This window comes from Hymenobacter sp. HSC-4F20 (assembly GCF_019599275.1).
Classification (GTDB): domain Bacteria; phylum Bacteroidota; class Bacteroidia; order Cytophagales; family Hymenobacteraceae; genus Hymenobacter.
Map to the genome: position 1 here is coordinate 1,113,397 of NZ_JAHZTD010000002.1, position 17,272 is coordinate 1,130,668.

Here is a 17,272-nt window from a genome sequence, read left to right on the forward strand (position 1 = left end):
CAACTATTTCAGGAAAGAACAGACAGAAGGTTTCTCCTCACCCAAGGGGTAGGAAACGGATGGGCAACTAGCGTCGGGTAGAATCGGGCCGCGCCGCCGTCCGGGCGCTGGTGCGCCGCGCCGAATCGGGGCGGGCTGCTACCGGGCGCAACTTAGTAGAATCCCGACGGGGCGCGTTGGGTGCGGCGTTGGTAGAGTCGCGGCCGGCGCGGCGCTCCTGGCGGCGGCGGCGGCTCTCCAGCTTCACTTCCTCTTTCACGTTCTCGTCAATGCCCCGGAACAAGTCGGCCAGGTCGCGGTAGTCACGTTGGAAGATAAGCGAAGCACCCGTGCGCACGAATTGGCCGTCGATGTCGCCGTAGGCATTGTTCCGGAACGCCTGCAGGCGAATACGGCCATTGGCCAGCACGTTGTACTCCACGCTCACATCGCCGGCAAAGGCGCTAACGCCCGCCTGGTTTTGCCCGGTGCTACCCTGGTTGCCGCCGCCCAAAGGCACATCGGTGCCGAGGCGCACCGTGAGGCGGTTATTGAGTAGCTGCCGGCGCACGGCCACGTTCAGGTCGGTACGGGTTTTCTCGGCTCCGCTGCTGAAGTCGGCGTAGGAATTCACTCCCAGCTCTACCCCCAGGTTGGAGAGGTAGGAGCCCGTGAGGTTGTTGAGCTGCTGGGTGAGAACCTGGCTAGCTGAGCCGCGCAGCTGCTCGGCTACCAGGTTGCCGCTGCTGCTACGGAAGGGGTCGTCGGCCAAGAAGCGGTTCAGTACCAGCAGGGAGAACACCTGCTTGTTCAGCTCGCTTTCCTGTGAGGGCTGGCGCAGCTGAGTCAGACGGGCTTCAATGGGACCGCGCAAGTCGGAGCGGGCTTCCTCGGGCAGGCGGATATCGAAGCTGATAACGGGCTTCAGCAGCTGGCCGGCTACCTTCAGATCCACCTCGAACGGCAGCTGATTGCGGGCCAGAGCATTCTGGGTTTCATCGGTGCCCCCCTGCGAGGAAATCAGCTCAGCGGGAGCAGCGCGCACTTTGTAAATGGCCGTCACGTTGGCTTGCCCGTTGTAGGGGTCGCCGCTCCAGGTAATAGACGAACCGCGGGCAATATCGAATTCCCGAGCCGCCAGATCATACAGCGACATCTGGTACTTGCCCTTGGTTACATCGAGGCGGCCGGTGAGGGTGATATTGCCGGTGGGGTCAATGGCCGTGTTCAGAGTGCCATTGGCCTGCACGCGCAGGTTATCTCCGGAGGCCTCATCTACCACAATGGTGAAGGGGGTGTTATCCGTCACGGTCACAATGGCCTGAATATCGTAGCCGGCTGCGGTTTCCGCCGAGTCGACGGCGACCTGGCGGGCCAGCATGGTATCAATGGGCGCACTTTTGTCAATGAACTCCACGATGCCTTCGCGCTCCACTTCTACGGGGTCCTCGTTCGGGAGGCCCACAAAGAAGTTAGAGCCATCGGCTATCCGAGCCCGGGTACGCACCACCGGCAGCGCGAGCGTGCCCGTAATCCGCGAGTCGGAGTCAACCAGCAGCTTGCCCCAGAACAGGTTGTTTTCGCGCTGCGAGCTTTGGATGGCCAGGAAGTTGTTGGTAGTAGCCTGCAAATCGAAGCGGAAATCCGACACATAATCAGTTGTGCGCACCGCCCCGTTGATTACGGCCTCGTTTCCTACAGAGTCCTTCACTACAAAGTTGCGGAAGCCAATGCCTTCGTTGCTGAAAGCAATATCCTGGGAAGCCAGGAAGTACGGCGCCCCCAGTTGAGTTAGCGTGAAGGTAGCATCGGGGGTAGTCGTAAGCGTGCCGTTGATGTTCGGCTGACTTACCGTGCCGCCCACCGTCAGCTGCCCACTGACGCCACCGCCCATCTGTTGCAGCTGCCCTGCCGAGAAGGGTTCAATGATCCGAAGATCAAGCCGGTTCACGTTCAGATTAAATTGTATAGGTGAGGGCGGGGTAGCCAGGTAGTAGCCCACAGCGCGCACGTCCATGCCCTGCTGGTTGGTCAGGCGGGCATCCACGTTGAAGCGGTCGGGGGTGGGGTTGGTGGCTTGCAGGGCCAGGTCGCCGATAAGCGCCTTGTTAAAAGCAAAGCCGGCTAGGTTGGCGTTGGCGGTGAAGGCCTGCCGGGCCTGCCCCAGGCTGTAGGCTACGGCCTGCCCGTTCAGGGTACCCGCAATCAGCGAATCCTGGAAGCCGGCGCCCCGGCCTAGCCCGTTGATATCCAGGTTCACCATGTTGATCTGCAACGGATACTGAGGGCCGGCCAGGGTTTGCAGGCTCAGGCTGCGCTGGTTGCGGCTGAATACCAAGTTCTGGGCGAAAATGGCTCCGGTAGCAGTGGTATAGCGCAGCTCATTGTTGGCCGGAATATCCCACTGCTTCTCATCCAGCATCAGGCGTTGGTCGAAGCGGAAGGCATAGGTAGCGCCGCCGTTCAGCACGCGCAGGGCCCCGGCTAGGTTCAGCTTCTCGGCGCTATCCGACTCAGCAATGCGCAGGCGCGTCCCAATTTCGTTGTTCTGAATGCTGCCCGCCAGACTGGGGTTCGGAATCTTGAGGGTAGTATCCTGGCTGATCTGCCGCAGGCCCAGGGCGTAGTCCAGCTTCTGCGGGTCCGACTTCACGGCCAGCTTCAAGGAGTCCAGGGCGTAGCCCATGTACACAATGCGGCCGATGCGAGTGTTCAGGCGCAGGTCGGCGGCGCGGCTGTCGTAGGAGCCCGTGAGTTTGAAGGGCGTCAGGCGCTTGAGGTCCGGCACGAGCTGCTGTACCAGGCGCGGCTGCTTTAAGTTGGCCTCAAAGGTAAACTGCCGATACTCCGAGCTGGGCTGGTATTGCACGCCCGGCAGGTCAAAATACCGGTCGATGTGGCGTTGCAGCTCCAGGGCTAGGTCGCCCAGGCGCGTGTTTCCGCGCAGGGTTAAGTCGGCCACGCTGCTGGCAAAGTCTACCTCGGTGCGGCCGGTGCGCTGCACAATGCGCCCACTCACCGAATCGAGAGCAAAGGGCCGGTTGTTGTTTACAATGACGATGCGGTTACCTGAGAAGGTGCCGTTTATGGTGTTCAGATCCGAGCCGCTGAGGTTGGCCGTCAGGTCGCCCTGTACGCGCAGGTCGCCCCCAGTGTAAAAGCCCAGGGCCGTCAGATTGGCCCCGCGCAGGTTCAGCCGATCAACGGTATACGTGGGGTTGGAGGCGTTGCGCAGATCAATAGTGGCGAGCAGGTCCAGGTTGAGGTTGGGGTCGTCCTTGCTGCTGGCATTCACGACGTAGCGGTTCCGGTCGATGTCTACATTAGCCGTAATGCCGCGGTACGTATAGCCGTTGTAGGTAGCCTGTTGCACGTTGGCCTTCAGGGTACCGCGCAGTTGGTTGGGGTCGAGGCCGCCGCGCCCGTTGAGGGTGCCGTTGGCCGTAATCTTCCCAATGGTTGGGTCGCCCATAAACTTGCCTACATCGAGGCCCTGGGTGCTGAACGTAGCCGCTACCGGCTCCTGGCCTACGGGCCCTTCGCCTACATTTACTTTGGCGGCCAGGTTACCATAGGAGGTTTTCGCCCGCAGATCGGTATCAAATACCAGGGCAGTAGGGCGGCCCCGGAACGTGCCGCTTACCGTCAGGCGCGGAGGCAGGGTGTAGCCGGCCGGCAGCGTACCAGGGGGTAGCAACCCGTTGATGTCGGCAGCAGTGGAGGTGAACTCCTGGATGTTGAAGTCGGCGTACAGACGACGGTCGGTGTTGGGCAGGCCCTGTAGGCGGCCGCTGGTGCGGATGCGGGTACCGTTGAGCCCCTGGAAGTTGATGTTTTGCAGGGCCAGGTTGCTGATACGGCCGCGCACTTGCCCGCTCATGGTCATCGGCGCGTTCGGGTTGATGCCTAGCTCTGGCAAGGTACCTGCCGGCAGCAGGCTCCGCATATCCGCCTCCGTAGTACGCACGTAGCCCAGGTTCAAATCCAGAATCAGACGGTCATCGGTATTAGGCAGGCCCTGAATGCGGCCACCGCCGCGCACCACTGTATTGCGGAAGCCCACGAAATCCAGGTTCTGCACCCGTACGTCGCCTAGCCGGCCGCTTACCAGCCCGCTAATCAGGAATGACTGGTTGGGGCCGCTGCTGAAGGGAGGGGTATCAACAAGCGTGGGGGTAATGTAGAGCACGTCGCGAAAGCCCAACCGCGCCTGGCGCAAGTCGCCGTTCAGCCTCAGGTTAGGGAGGTCGTCGGCAATGCCAGCCAAGTCTTTATAGCCGATGCCAATACGGCGGCGCAAGTGGCTGTGCGGCGTCACCAGGTCCAGGTCGTTTAGCTGAATGCGGTGGTCATCGTAATGCACCTGGGCCGTGGCGCGGGTAATGGCAAAGCCACTCTGCTCCTGGCCCGCCAGCTGCGTGATGCGGCCAGTGGTGCTGTCGGCAGAGTAGCGCAAGTTCTCGGTGTTCAGAACAAGGTTCGTGAACTTCAGGTGGTTGTAGTCCATGCCTCGCACCTTGGTGCGCTGCCGGGGCTCGTTGAAGTTATCAAAGGCCACATCTACGCCATTGATGTCCGACTGCTTCAGCGTTACTACCCAGCTGGCTTCCTGCCCCGTAGCGTTTTCAACGGAGGCGTTTAAGTCGCGCACGGCTTCGGCAGGGTTTACTACCCGCTGTTCTACTGGTACGTTCTCGTTTTGCGCGTAGGCGAAGCTGGTGTTGTGCAGCTTCAGCGTGTTTAAAGCCACGCGGTTATTCACCAAGTCAATGTTGTCGGTGGTTACATCGGCATCCCCGATGCGGGTGCTGATGAACTGGGCCGAGGGGTCGTTTTTATAAGTCAGGCTGACGTTCTGCAGCTGGGCGCGGTTTAAGCCAAACTCCAGCTTTAGCGCCGAGGTATCCTGCGGGCTGTCTGGCGGGACTTTCGTCTGCACAATGTTGATGCCCGTGTTGCGGAGTGCGGCCTGGTCGACGCGGTACGTGGAGCCGTCTACGTCTACCTCGTCCATGTTCACGGCCAACTCGCCTACCCGGGTGCGCACGTTCATGCCATCCACCTGGTCGTTGTAAGTGAGCAGGATATTGGTCAGGCGCAGGTCGCCGATATCGTACTTAAACCCCGCGCCGGTGGTATCAGCGGGGGTAGTGGCCACGGTGGTCGTATCGCCGGTGTCAAATGCCTTCACGATGAAGTCGTAGTTCGACACGCTGTCCGGCTCGGTGCGGGTAATAGCGAGGCGCCCGTCGTTCAGCTCCAGGCTCTTGAGGTTAATCTGCGACTTGGTCAGGGCCCAGATGTCAATGTCTACGCCAAGGTGCCCTACGGAGAGAAGCGTATCGCCCTTCTGGTCTTCGATGTACACACCGTCGAGGCTGATAGCGTGTTTAAAGTCCGTACGAAATTTGGCGATTCGCACGTCGGTTTGCAGTTTATCCCGTAAGTATCCCTCAGCCTTCCGGGCGGCGAAATCTTGCCCCGAAGAGGTTTGTAGGAACACGAAAATCCCGGCCACTAACAGCAGCACCAACCCAATGAGCCCGAGTAGGGCGTACAGAATACGACGCAGGTAGAGAGGCAAGCGACAGACAAGTAGAAATGAAACTCAGTCAGCCAAACGGGAAAGTGCCCGTGCAGGTTGGCCGTACTGTGCTTTTACCGTCCGACCCGCAACTTCTATCGACCACGCTCCCGCTCTGATCGATAGAACGAGCTTTTGTGCGCAACTTGTATTTTATTGACGCTTAATCTTTTCACGTTGCTGCGCCAGGCTTTGTCTACTGTACCCTCCTTACTGCATTCGCGCATTTTTGCAGCTTTGCTAGCTGGTTTCCTGGCGGCAAGTGCCGCACTGCCAGTTGCTGCACAAGTCAGCCGCGGTACTGCGGCGTCTCCGGCTACCGTGGCCTTTACGGGTGCGGTGTTCAGCGACGCCGGCCAGCCGCTACCAGGCGCTACTGTATCGGTAAGCGGCAAGGCCGGCACTACCGTTACCACCAATTCCGAAGGCTTCTTTTTGGTATCGGTTCCGGTAGGAGTGCCTGTCCGTTTCTTGGTTGCCTTTCCTGGCCATGCGCCCCAGGAGGTGGAGCTTCGCTCTCCGGAAGCGGAGAAGAACTTGGTGGTTACGCTTGCGCGGCAGCCCGCGAAAACAAAAAAGTCGGGCCGCAGCTACCCCAAAAACAAGCGCAACTAGCTTCTGGCTATTCGTCGGGGGCAGGCTCTTTTCCTCAGAAGCGAGGACTGGCTCTGTTGGTATATCAACTAAGCACCAATCAGCGGTCAACCGGCCATTGGCGTGCTGGAATCGGCCAAAAAATAGTTTCCGAGCGTTTAGGTAAGCCTCGTCGGGTACCCGTAGGTCCGCGGTTTAAGAGTTATCTTTCGGGCCCTTTCTAAGTAAATCAGTCCTCGATGATTCTTCGCTTTACGCTACCCTTCCGCACGGCCTGGGGCCAGCGCCTGGTAGTTTGCGGCTCCCTACCCAGCCTGGGTCAGTGGAACCTCGACCAAGCACTGGACCTACACTATACTTCTGACCACGGCGTTTGGAGCCAAGAAATCAGCTTACCCGATGAGCAGCCCGGCATTGTAGAATATAAATACGTGCTGCTGGACGAAGGTGACGGGGGCAAACATTGGGAGTGGGGCCCCAACCGCACGGTTGCCTACGACGCCAGCCGTTTCACGCGTATTGTATTAGAGGACTTCTGGCGGGCCCCGGCTCTGCCTGAAAACGAGCTGCACACCGCCGCCTTCACCAAGGCTCTTATGCGCCGGGCTGCTCCCGCCCCTGCTCCTACCCCGGCTACGGCCGCAAGCTCTGTCGTCCGCTTCCAGCTCTCCGCCCCGCGGGTCGATTCAGACCATCAGGTGTGTGTGCTCGGCTCCGACCCGGCCCTGGGCGCGTGGGATGCGCAGAAAGCCCTCATTCTATCCGATGCAGACTACCCCACCTGGTGCGCCGAAGTAGCCCTGGAGCATCCTGAGCAAACGGCCCAGTACAAGTACGGCATCTGGGACCCGCGCCAGCAGCAGATTGTGCAGCTAGAAGCGGGCGAAGACCGCCTGATGTATGCTTCCCAGGATCAGCGCACGTTGCGGGTGAAGGCCGACGACCATTTCCGCTATGCCACCGGGAACTGGCGGGGTGCGGGCGTGGCCCTACCCGTTTTTGCCCTGCGCAGCCGCCGCGGCCTGGGGGTAGGCGAATTCCCCGATCTGAAACTGCTCGTTGATTGGGCGGTGGCCACTGGCCTTAAGCTCGTGCAGGTACTGCCCATCAACGATACGGTAGCAACTCACACCTGGGTCGACAGCTACCCCTATGCCGCCATATCGGTGTTTGCCTTGCACCCACAGTACCTGAACCTCGATGCCGTAGCGGAGCTGCAAGATGCAGCGGCACGGCAGGAGTTGGAGCACGTACGCGAGGAGCTGAACGCCAAGGATTTCGTGGACTATGAGCCGGTGATGAACGCCAAATGGAAGTTCATCCGGATGCTTTATCAGCAGGAGAAAGCGGGTTTCTTGGCAGACCCCGACTTCCAGCAGTTCCGCCAGGAGCAGCAGGCGTGGCTGCTACCCTACGCTGCCTTCTCAGGCCTGCGCGACCGGTTCGGCACGGCCGATTTCAACCAGTGGCCCGAAGAGTACCGCACGCCAGCCCTGGTAGCAGACCTATTGCAGGAGAACAGCGCCGACTTCGACGAGTTTGGCCTCTACCTTTTCTTGCAGTACCACCTTGATAAGCAACTGCTGGAAGCCATTGACTATGCCCGTCAGCGGGGGGTAGTAGTAAAAGGCGACTTGCCCATCGGTATCTACCGCCACTCCGTAGATGCCTGGACCCAGCCCGAGCTCTATCACATGCACCAGCAGGCCGGCGCACCCCCCGACGACTTCTCCGTGACGGGCCAGAACTGGCGCTTCCCTACCTATAACTGGGAGCGGATGGCCGAGGACGGCTACCAGTGGTGGCAACAGCGCATGGGACACCTGGCCCGGTACTTCGACGCGCTACGCATCGACCATATCCTGGGCTTCTTCCGCATCTGGGAGATTCCGGGCCACTCCGTAGAAGGGTTGCTTGGCCACTTCTCCCCCGCCCTACCCCTGTCTCAGTCCGAAATCGAGCAGCGCATTGGCTGGTTTGACTACAACCGCCTCTGCGAGCCTTACATCCGCTGGCACATTGTGCAGGAAGTTTTCCACGGCCAGGCCCAGGAAGTATTCGATGAGTTCATGGAGGCCAACGAGCACGGCGTCATTCGCCTCCAAGAACCCGTGCGCACCCAGCGTCAGGTAGAAGCGGTTATCAACGAAAAAATCAAGCAGGATCCCGCCAACACCAACCACTACACCTGGCTACGGACGGGCCTCTATAAGCTCATCAACGAAGTTCTGTTCGTCCCCGACGACCAGCAGGCGGGCTTCTATCATCCGCGCATTACCCTGCATCTGAGCCGCTCGTTCCGGGAGCTAGACGAGCAGAGCCGCACACGCCTGCACGAGGTATACATCGACTTCTTCTACCGCCGTCACGAGGACTTCTGGCGCCGGCAGGGGCTCGTAAAGCTGCCCGCCGTGCGCTGGGCCACCGATATGCTGATCTGCGGTGAAGACCTGGGCATGGTACCCGAATCAGTACCGGGGGTCATGAAAGCCTTGGGTATTCTGGGGTTGAATATCCAGCGCATGCCCTCCGATCCTAGCGTAGAATTCGGTAATCCGGCTGTTGCTCCCTACCTCTCGGTGGTCAGCCCCGGCTCGCACGATATGAGCACGGTACGCGGCTGGTGGGAAGAAGACCGGGAGAAAACCCAGCGCTTCTTTGAGCACTTGCTCGGTCATTGGGGCCAACAGGCGCCGCAGCACTGCGAGCCGTGGGTAGCCCGCGAAATCACGGAGCAACACCTGCACTCCCCGGCCATGTGGGCCATCTTCCCCCTGCAGGATTTGGTGGCTATGGATAGCCATCTGCGCCGGGAAAACCCGCTGGATGAGCAAATCAACGTGCCGGCCAACCCTACGCACTTCTGGAAGTACCGCTTCCATATCCCGCTGGAAGACCTCAGCAGCCACGCTGCTTTCAATACGGGAATGCAACAGCTAGTAAACCAGAGCGGCCGCAATCAAACCTACTAAGCCTAGCTACACCGTTATTGCTTCTGAAGCCTCGCCTTTTGGCGGGGCTTTTTTTATACCACAGAAAACTCAACCCACCAGGCCATCACCTGGCGGATAGATCTTATCCACAGCCAATTTGGCTGCCGGTACCCCTGGGTACTCTGGATGTGAGTAGACTGCCGCTGAACGCTTGTCCCGTACGGTGTTTGCAGTTGCTTGTGCTTGACTTGCCAGACTCAGGTTCCGGGTGCCCTAGAGCTGAAGTAAGCTGTTTTGGCGGGGCCAATAGGCGGCTACATCCTCAGGCCTGGTTTGCGACCCAGAAACACAGACAAGTAAGCCTGACGAGGCAGTACGTACTCTCCTTCCGCTTATGCTAGTAAAAGCCTCCGGAAAGCCAGGAGCTTTTTGTTTTCTGGTATTAAAAGTGAAACAGTCCGCTGGCCTTGGGGCTAAGTACTATCAGGGTACTACCGGAATAAATGGGATGCCTTACTACCTCTCCGAAAGTGCTTTTACAGGCTTTTTTTAGGACACCGGGACAATACGGGCAGAAACATGATACAGAGTAAGTAGGATTAAACTATGTATTTACACTAATAGATGATCTAGTTACAAATACCTTTTAATAGACAAAGTAAATATAAATATAATACAAGTTGTAAAGGTGTTAGCAGTATAGTTTACCAATTAGACAGCTATCCGATTTTGAGAATAACGCCCATAATTTTCCCTTTTTGAGAACATATATGGTTCATCTTTAGACAGTTACATCCAATATCACTAGCCCCCCGTAGATTCGTCCAGTCAAAACCGACATTGGCCGAAAAGGGCACTGTACGCCTATAGGTCACGGTAATTTTAAATCGTCCAAATGGGTTTTACCGGCACTTCTGCTCCATTTTCTCTGCATTAGTCGATTAACCCCTTTCTACTTTTTGAATTTTTCTAACCTCTCTACATAACCACATGAAAACAGCGTTACGCCTCTGGGCCGCTATGCTGCTGATTGGTGGTGCTGCTCCTCCCGCAGCACAAGCTCAGCAGCTAGCCGCTCCCGCCGTCGCGGAGCCCGTACTTTTGTATGGTAAAGTCAGCGACCTGCTGCCACCTGCTTTGGTGCCGAGCTACTCAGCTACGTTGCGTGTAGTGCAGGCTGGCCCCCTTACCGGGGTAGTTCCTGGCACGGCTTCCCGGCCTACCGCCGCTCCTACGGTTACTACTCCCTATACCGTAAACGGAGCTACAACCAGCAGTGGTATTCTGGTCCTGCCACGGCTCCCTGCCACGGCAGCTGCCGGCTCAACCATTCAAACCTTCACTATTCTGAGCTTCAACGATGCTACGCTTAATGAAGGCTTTTACGTGGGGAACAACAGCACGGGGCTGCTCACACGGGTTACGACGCTACCGTACACCTACGACGCGACTACCAACCCCGACGTGTTCTTTGACCCGGCCAACAAGACGGGTACCTTCACGTTTCAGTGGCGGGCGACCAACAACCTGAACGAAACCTCCAACACGGCCACCTACAACCTGCCCATCAGTAATGCCGGTCCGCTGGCCAACAACCTGATTTCGCAGATTGTCCCGGCTGGCTCGCCCGCTACCCTGCTCACGGAGCCGCTGGCCGCCACTCCGGCCGCGGGCGGCACCACAGCCCGCACCGTCAGCACCTTCCGTATCACCGCCCTGCCAGCCGCCACCTCCGGTATCCTCCTCTACAACGGCACGGCTGTAACGGCAAACCAAAACATTCCGGCCTCCGGGGCTTCCCAACTGTACTTCGACCCCGCCGCCGGCTTTTTCGGCACGGCTGTATTTACCTACGCCGCCACTGACAATGAAGGCGTTACAGGCGCGAGCGTAAGCTACGGCATCCCCGTAGCCAAGGCTACCTGCGGGCAAGCCAGCACCCTCAACTTCGCCAACCTGCCCACGGGCCAGAACTGGGAAACCACCCAGTCGGTGCAGATTGAGGGCGTTACCATTACAGCCAGCAACTATACTACCCCTAACGGCGAGGCTAACCTGCAGATTGAGAACAACTCGGGCCTGCCGGGCAAAACCCTGGCCTGGAGCGCCGACTATTCCTCGTCGGCTAACAATGCCTCGTCCGTTGACTTCACCTTTAGCCGGGCCCTGGATAACTTCTCCATTGCCCTCTCGGACATTGACCAAGTGAATAGCGCATGGCGCGACCAGATTCAGCTGGATGGCTACACCGCGAACGGCACGCTTGTTTCGCTGTCGGCCAGCGACGCAGCCCTGGCACCCAATGGATCCAACGTATTTTCCTCGCCTAACCAGATTACGGGGCAGGGCAACGCTAACAACTTCGGGCCGAACAGCAACGTGGTGGTTACGTTTCCGCAGCCCATCGTGCGCCTGCGCCTGACTTACCGCAACGCGGAACCCATTGCCAACCCCGGCGGGCAGGTAATGGGCATCAACTCTATGTCGTGGTGCTCGGTTACCGACGTGTACACCCGCTTCACGGCCGGCCCGGTAGCCGCTAACGTAACCGATAACGTGAGCTACACCGTGGAATTCGGCAACAACGGCCCCGACGCCGCTACCCAGGTAGCGCGCACGGTAACCCTGCCGGCCGGGGCCACCAACGTAACTGTTCCTACGGGTGCTACCTACACCGCTGCTACCCGCACCATCAACTTCGGTACGGCAGCTACCGTGGCCAGCGGCGCTAGCGCCTCGTTCACGTTCAGCTTCACGGTGCCCACTACCACGGGTACCTACGAGGTAGCCTCCACGGTCAGCACGCCCGCTAATGAAAACGGACAAACGAGCAACAACACGGCCACCCGCAACCTGGTAGTAGGCGACTGTAACCAAGTCGGTAGCCTCAGTTATGCCGCGGCCACCACGGGTATCCGGCGGGGTGCTGTGAACGGCGGCACCACCTCCAGCGGCCCGACTACCGACGCGGTTAGCGGCACCACTACATCCATTTCTTACCAGAACTATACCTCCAGCAACAACAGCCTCAACACGTTCGAGGTAAAAACCGATGCCGGTGTGCTGTCGGGTCAGACGCTAGAGTGGCAGATTGATACGGACAACACGCTAGGTACTGCCGGTAGCGCTTCCGTTACCCTGGTCTTCAGCCGGGCCGTGAATAACCTGACGCTAGACCTGCAGGACATTGACCGTAACACGAACACAGCCAACTTCATTGATCAGGTTGAGTTTGATGGCTATGCCACCCTGACCGGGGGCACGCCGGCCACTCTCACGGCGGCCAACTTCACCACGGGCACGGCCAACCAGTTCTCAGGGGGCAACAACCGGGTAATAGGCACGGCTAACTCCAACGCCGGCGACGCGGCGGGCAACCTTACCGTGCGGTTCACAACCCCGGTGCGCCGTCTAGTGCTTATTTACACCAACGGCAACAGCCCCGTGCTAGGCGGCGGCGCCGACCGCACCCAGACGCTAGGAATCAACAGCATTTCGTTCTGCGCCCAGGCCGATATGGCCACTACCGTGACCCCGGTGACTACTCCGGTGAATGCCGGCCAGACGGGTTCCTTCAACGTAAACTTCGTTAATAACGGCCCCGACCCGGCCACGAACGTAATCCGTCAGGTGCAGCTGCCGGTGGGCTTGTCTAATGTGACGGCCAGCAACGGCGGCACCTACAATGCTACCACTGGCATCGTGTCGTACACGAGCGTAGCCACGCTGGCCAGCGGTGCTTCAGCTAACTCCGTTATTTCCTTTACTGCTCCGGCTGCCGGAGGGAGTGTAACGGCTTCTTCTACCACCAGTTCCTCGGCCAGCGAAGGCGGCAACACCGCCAATAACTCGGCCAGCGGCACCATCGTCGTGACGCCGGTAGCCGACGTTACGACCGTGGTCAGCGGCCCAACTACGATTCTGGCCGGACGCGCCTCGAGTACGTACACGGCTACCTTTACCAACAACGGCCCCAGCGACGCGACTACCCTGCCCCAGACCGTGACCCTGCCGGCTGGCGTTACCAGCGTGGTTATTCCAAATGGAGCTACCTACGACGCCACGACGCGGGTTATCAACTTCGGTACGGCGGCGGCACTGGCGGCGGGCTCTTCCAACTCGTTCCAGTTCAGCTTCACGGCTCCCACAACTACGGGCAACGTCGCTCTGGTCAGCAACACGGGCACGGCTACCAACCAGGGCGCCAATACAGCCCCCGACCAGGCAACCTTAACCGTAGCGGTACTGGGTGTGGCCGATGTGGCGACAACCATTGCGGCGCAGACCAGCCCAGTAGTGGCCGGCCAGACGGGCCAGTTCAACGTGACCTTCACGAACAACGGCCCCAACACGGCCAATACTGTTACCCGCCAGGTACAGCTACCGGCCGGCCTAACGGGCGTAGCGGCCACCAACGGCGGCACCTACGACGCGGCCACCGGCATTGTAAGCTATCCGGCTACGGCTACGCTTGCCAGCGGTACTAGCCTGACTTCGGTAATTACCTTCACGACGCCCGCCACCGGAGGCAGCGTTACCGCTACCTCGTCTATCAGAACGACTGACAACGAGCAGGGCATGCTCAACAACAATTCGCAGTCGGCGGTTATTGCTGTTACCCCAGCTTTCGACGTGGCCACCAGCATTACGGGTCCTACCTCGACGGTAGCAGGCACGATGACTACGTTTACCGTACTAACCCGCAATAACGGTCCTTCGGTGGCCACCAGCGTGGCGCAGACGGTGCAGCTGCCCGCAAACTTAAGCGGCGTATATGTCTCGAATGGCGGCACGTACAACAGCACTACGGGGGTAGTAACGTTCCCCACCCTGCCTACCCTGAGCAGCGGCCAGAGCTTTAATAACACGATCAGCTTCCTGGCGCCGACCACCGGCTTCACGGCCACGGCGGCCGTAACCCCCACCACCGGCGACACGGCTCCGGCGAACAACTCAGCCTCGGCAGCGGCCACAACCATCACGCCGGCGCCAACCGCCAGTGCTAACCTGTTCACTACCATAGCAGCCTCGGCTTCTGTGGTGGCTCCTGGCACAAGTGTAACCTTCACTGTGACGCAGGGCAATGATGGTCCTAACCCCGCCACTAACGTAGTGCAAACAGTGTCGTTGCCGGCCGGCCTGACCGGAGTTGTGGTTTCGGGCGGTGGCACGTACAACAGCACCACCGGCGTAGTAACCTTCCCGGCTATTGCTTCCCAGCTCAGCGGCACCAACACGCAGTACACCATCACGGCTCCGGCTCCGGCTTCGGGCGTGATGATGGCCGGAGCCAGCGTGGCTGCTGGTACCACGGACCCCATGCCCGCCAACAACGTGGCGACCAGCAGCGTGAGCATCTCTCCGCTAACGAACGTGGCCACCACGCTCAGCGGCCCCAGCACGGCTACAGCCGGTCAAACCTTGGCATACACCGTGACGACAGCCAATATCAGCCAGGTGCCCGCCGCCAACGTGGTGCAGACTGTGTTGCTTTCGGCTGGCCTGACGGGTGTGACGGTATCGGGCGGCGGCACCTATAACAGCACCACCGGGGTAGTCACCTTCCCCGCCATTACCTCCCAACTGCCGGGGGCTTCCGTATCGAACACGATTACCTACACCGCTCCCAGCGAAGGCCCGCTCAACAACGTGGCGCTGGTTACAACGGCTACAGCCGAAACCAGCACCGCAAACAACTCGGCCGCCATCACAACCAGCCTTGATGCGCTGTCGGACGTGACGGTAAGCATCTCGGGCCCTTCCCTGATAGCAGTAGGCAACCCGGTAGCCTATTCGGTTACCACTACCAACAACGGGCCTTCTGCCGCTACTTCCTCTGCCACCACGGTGCAGCTGCCAAGCGGCCTGACGGGTGTGACGGTATCGGGCGGTGGCACGTATAACAGCAGCACTGGGGTAGTCACCTTCCCCGTACTGGCTAGCCAATTGGCCGGCACCACGGGAGCCGTAACGAATACGATTTCGTTTATTGCTCCGACCACCAACCAATTGCTGGCTACGGCTAACGTAACGGCTACGAACGAAGAAGTAACCAGCAACAACTCGGCTTCTGCTTCCACAACGGTACTACCCGCTACCGCCCAAACGGTTGATCTGGCCACGACTATCACGGCCAGTAACGCCAGTCGCACCCCGGGCCAGAGCGTTACCTTCACCGTAACGACCAGCAACAGCGCCACCAATACCAGCACAGCAACGGCCGTTAGCCAGCAGGTACTGCTACCGGCCGGCCTGACCGGAGTTGTGGTTTCGGGCGGTGGCACGTACAACAGTACGACCGGGGTAGTAACCTTCCCGGCTATTGCCTCCCAAGCTGCCGGGGCTTCGGTAACCAACACTATTACCGTAACTGCTCCTGCCACTGGTCCGCTGACGGCTACTGCCATTATCAGCTCTGAGGAGACGGACAACCGCACAACCAACAACGTAGCCAGTGTGTCGGTGGCCGTGACGGCCCAGGCCGACGTGACTACTACGGTTACCGGCCCGGCTAGCATCAGCCCCGGGGCCTCGGTTACCTACAACGTATTGACACTGAACAACGGACCTTCGCCCGCGGCGTCGGTGGCTCAGACGGTGCAACTGCCGGCCGGCCTGGCTGGGGTAGTAGTTTCGGGTGGGGGTAGCTACAATAGCACTTCTGGCCTGGTAACTTTCCCCACCCTCAGCTCGCTGCCTGCCGGGTCGAGCAATGGAGTGACCCACACGGTTAGCTTCACGGCGCCTGTTGCGGCTTTCACGGTGGTCGGCTCGGTGACTACCTCCACGGCTGAAACTACTACGGCCAACAACACATCGACCCAGAACACGGCCATGACCAACCAGCCGCCTATGGCCAATGCCGTAGTGAATCTGCTGACGACGCCAGCCGGTAACACGGCCGGCCCCCAGCTGATTTCGGCCTTGAATGGCAGCGACGCGGATGGCACCATCAGCTCGTACACCATCACTGCGCTGCCTACGGCTGCCCAGGGAGTTCTTTCCTACAACGGCTCGCCCGTGACGATAGGCCAGAGCATTCCCGCCACCGATGCCAACAAGCTGTTCTTCGATCCGGCCGCTGGTTTTGTGGGCAACGCCTTCTTCACCTACACCGCTACCGATAATGGTGGAGCTACCTCAGCCGCCGCTTCGTACACGCTGCCAGTAGGTCAGGACCTAAACTCGGTGTACACGAATGCTCCGGTTAAGGGCGGCACGTCCGCCACGGCGTACCAGAACAATGACCCCATCTCGGCGGTGTTCGATGTAAACGGGGGCCGCTACAGCAGCACCGGCGCTATCCTCAGCAATGGCCTGCCCACCACTGGCACCAACGCGACGACCACCACTGCGGGTGCTACACAGCTAGCTACCCTGGGGCTGGCCCTGAACCCCAGCACCGGCCTGATTTACGTAGCCGACCGCACGAAGCTGCTGGCTGGCACCTACACAGTGCCCGTTACGACGGTGGATATGTATGGCGGCACCAACACGCAGAACGTGAGCTTCACCATCGGCAACCGGCCGCTGCCCGTCACGCTGGTGGCCTTCACGGCCCAGGCCGTGGGGCAAGATGCCAAGCTGGTGTGGCGCACCAGCCAAGAGCTTAACAACCGCCACTTCGTGGTGGAGCGCAGCCTCAATGGCGGGGCCAGCTTCCAGGCCCTGGGCCAGGTGAAAGGACAGGGCACCACCAGTCAGGCGCACGACTACGCCTACACCGATGCCCGGGTGGGTGCCACGGCATCAGCCACGGTCTACTACCGCCTCCGCCAGGTTGACACCGATGGCAGCTCCACCCTCAGCGACGTAGCGGTAGTGCAGTTTGCCGCTCCGGTTAGCGTAGGTGTGTACCCCAGCCCCGCCACCACCCAGGCCACCCTAGACTTGCGGAGCTTAGCAGAAGGCACATATCAGATTCAGGTGTTGGATGCCACGGGCCGGGTAATTTACACCACGGCTGCCCGCGGCGCCCAGCAGCTGGAACTGCCGGTGCAAGGCTGGCCCACTGGCGCGTACGTAGTGCGTGTGCAGTCCGGCCAGGGCGCCACTACTACCCTGCGCTTCAGCAAGGAGTAAGTTTGCTACCCTATCAAAACAAAGGCCCTGTCGGATTACCGACAGGGCCTTTGTTTTGATAGGGTAGTTGATATCTGTATTCTTTTGAAATCCTTTTGAA

General features: G+C 59.7%; 4 protein-coding genes. 3 read left to right on the top strand and 1 reads right to left on the bottom strand.

Going from position 1 to position 17,272, the window contains the following annotated elements:
• Positions 1 to 67 precede the first annotated feature (67 nt).
• Positions 68 to 5,563, bottom strand: coding sequence for a translocation/assembly module TamB domain-containing protein (locus K3G63_RS14595; RefSeq protein ID WP_220614821.1), 5,496 nt, complete (start codon positions 5,561 to 5,563; stop codon positions 68 to 70).
• A 192-nt stretch (positions 5,564 to 5,755) separates the two neighbouring features.
• Between K3G63_RS14595 and K3G63_RS14600 the strand changes: the two genes are divergently transcribed.
• The 3 genes from K3G63_RS14600 (at position 5,756) to K3G63_RS14610 (ending at position 17,172) form a co-directional block, all read left to right on the top strand.
• On the top strand, positions 5,756 to 6,178 hold the full coding sequence (locus K3G63_RS14600) for a carboxypeptidase-like regulatory domain-containing protein (protein WP_220614822.1): 423 nt from the start codon (positions 5,756 to 5,758) through the stop codon (positions 6,176 to 6,178).
• Between the two features lie 218 nt (positions 6,179 to 6,396).
• Positions 6,397 to 9,129, top strand: a complete 2,733-nt coding sequence (locus K3G63_RS14605; RefSeq protein ID WP_220614823.1) for a 4-alpha-glucanotransferase — start codon at positions 6,397 to 6,399, stop codon at positions 9,127 to 9,129.
• Between the two features lie 951 nt (positions 9,130 to 10,080).
• Entirely contained in the window at positions 10,081 to 17,172 is a 7,092-nt protein-coding gene (locus tag K3G63_RS14610) for a T9SS type A sorting domain-containing protein (RefSeq protein WP_220614824.1), read from the top strand.
• The last annotated feature ends 100 nt before the right edge of the window (positions 17,173 to 17,272 follow it).

Bases quoted from the DNA above. Each gene is read 5' to 3' on its own strand.
- K3G63_RS14605 (WP_220614823.1), top strand. From the start codon at position 6,397: ATGATTCTTCGCTTTACGCTACCCTTCCGCACGGCCTGGGGCCAGCGC.
- K3G63_RS14610 (WP_220614824.1), top strand. From the start codon at position 10,081: ATGAAAACAGCGTTACGCCTCTGGGCCGCTATGCTGCTGATTGGTGGT.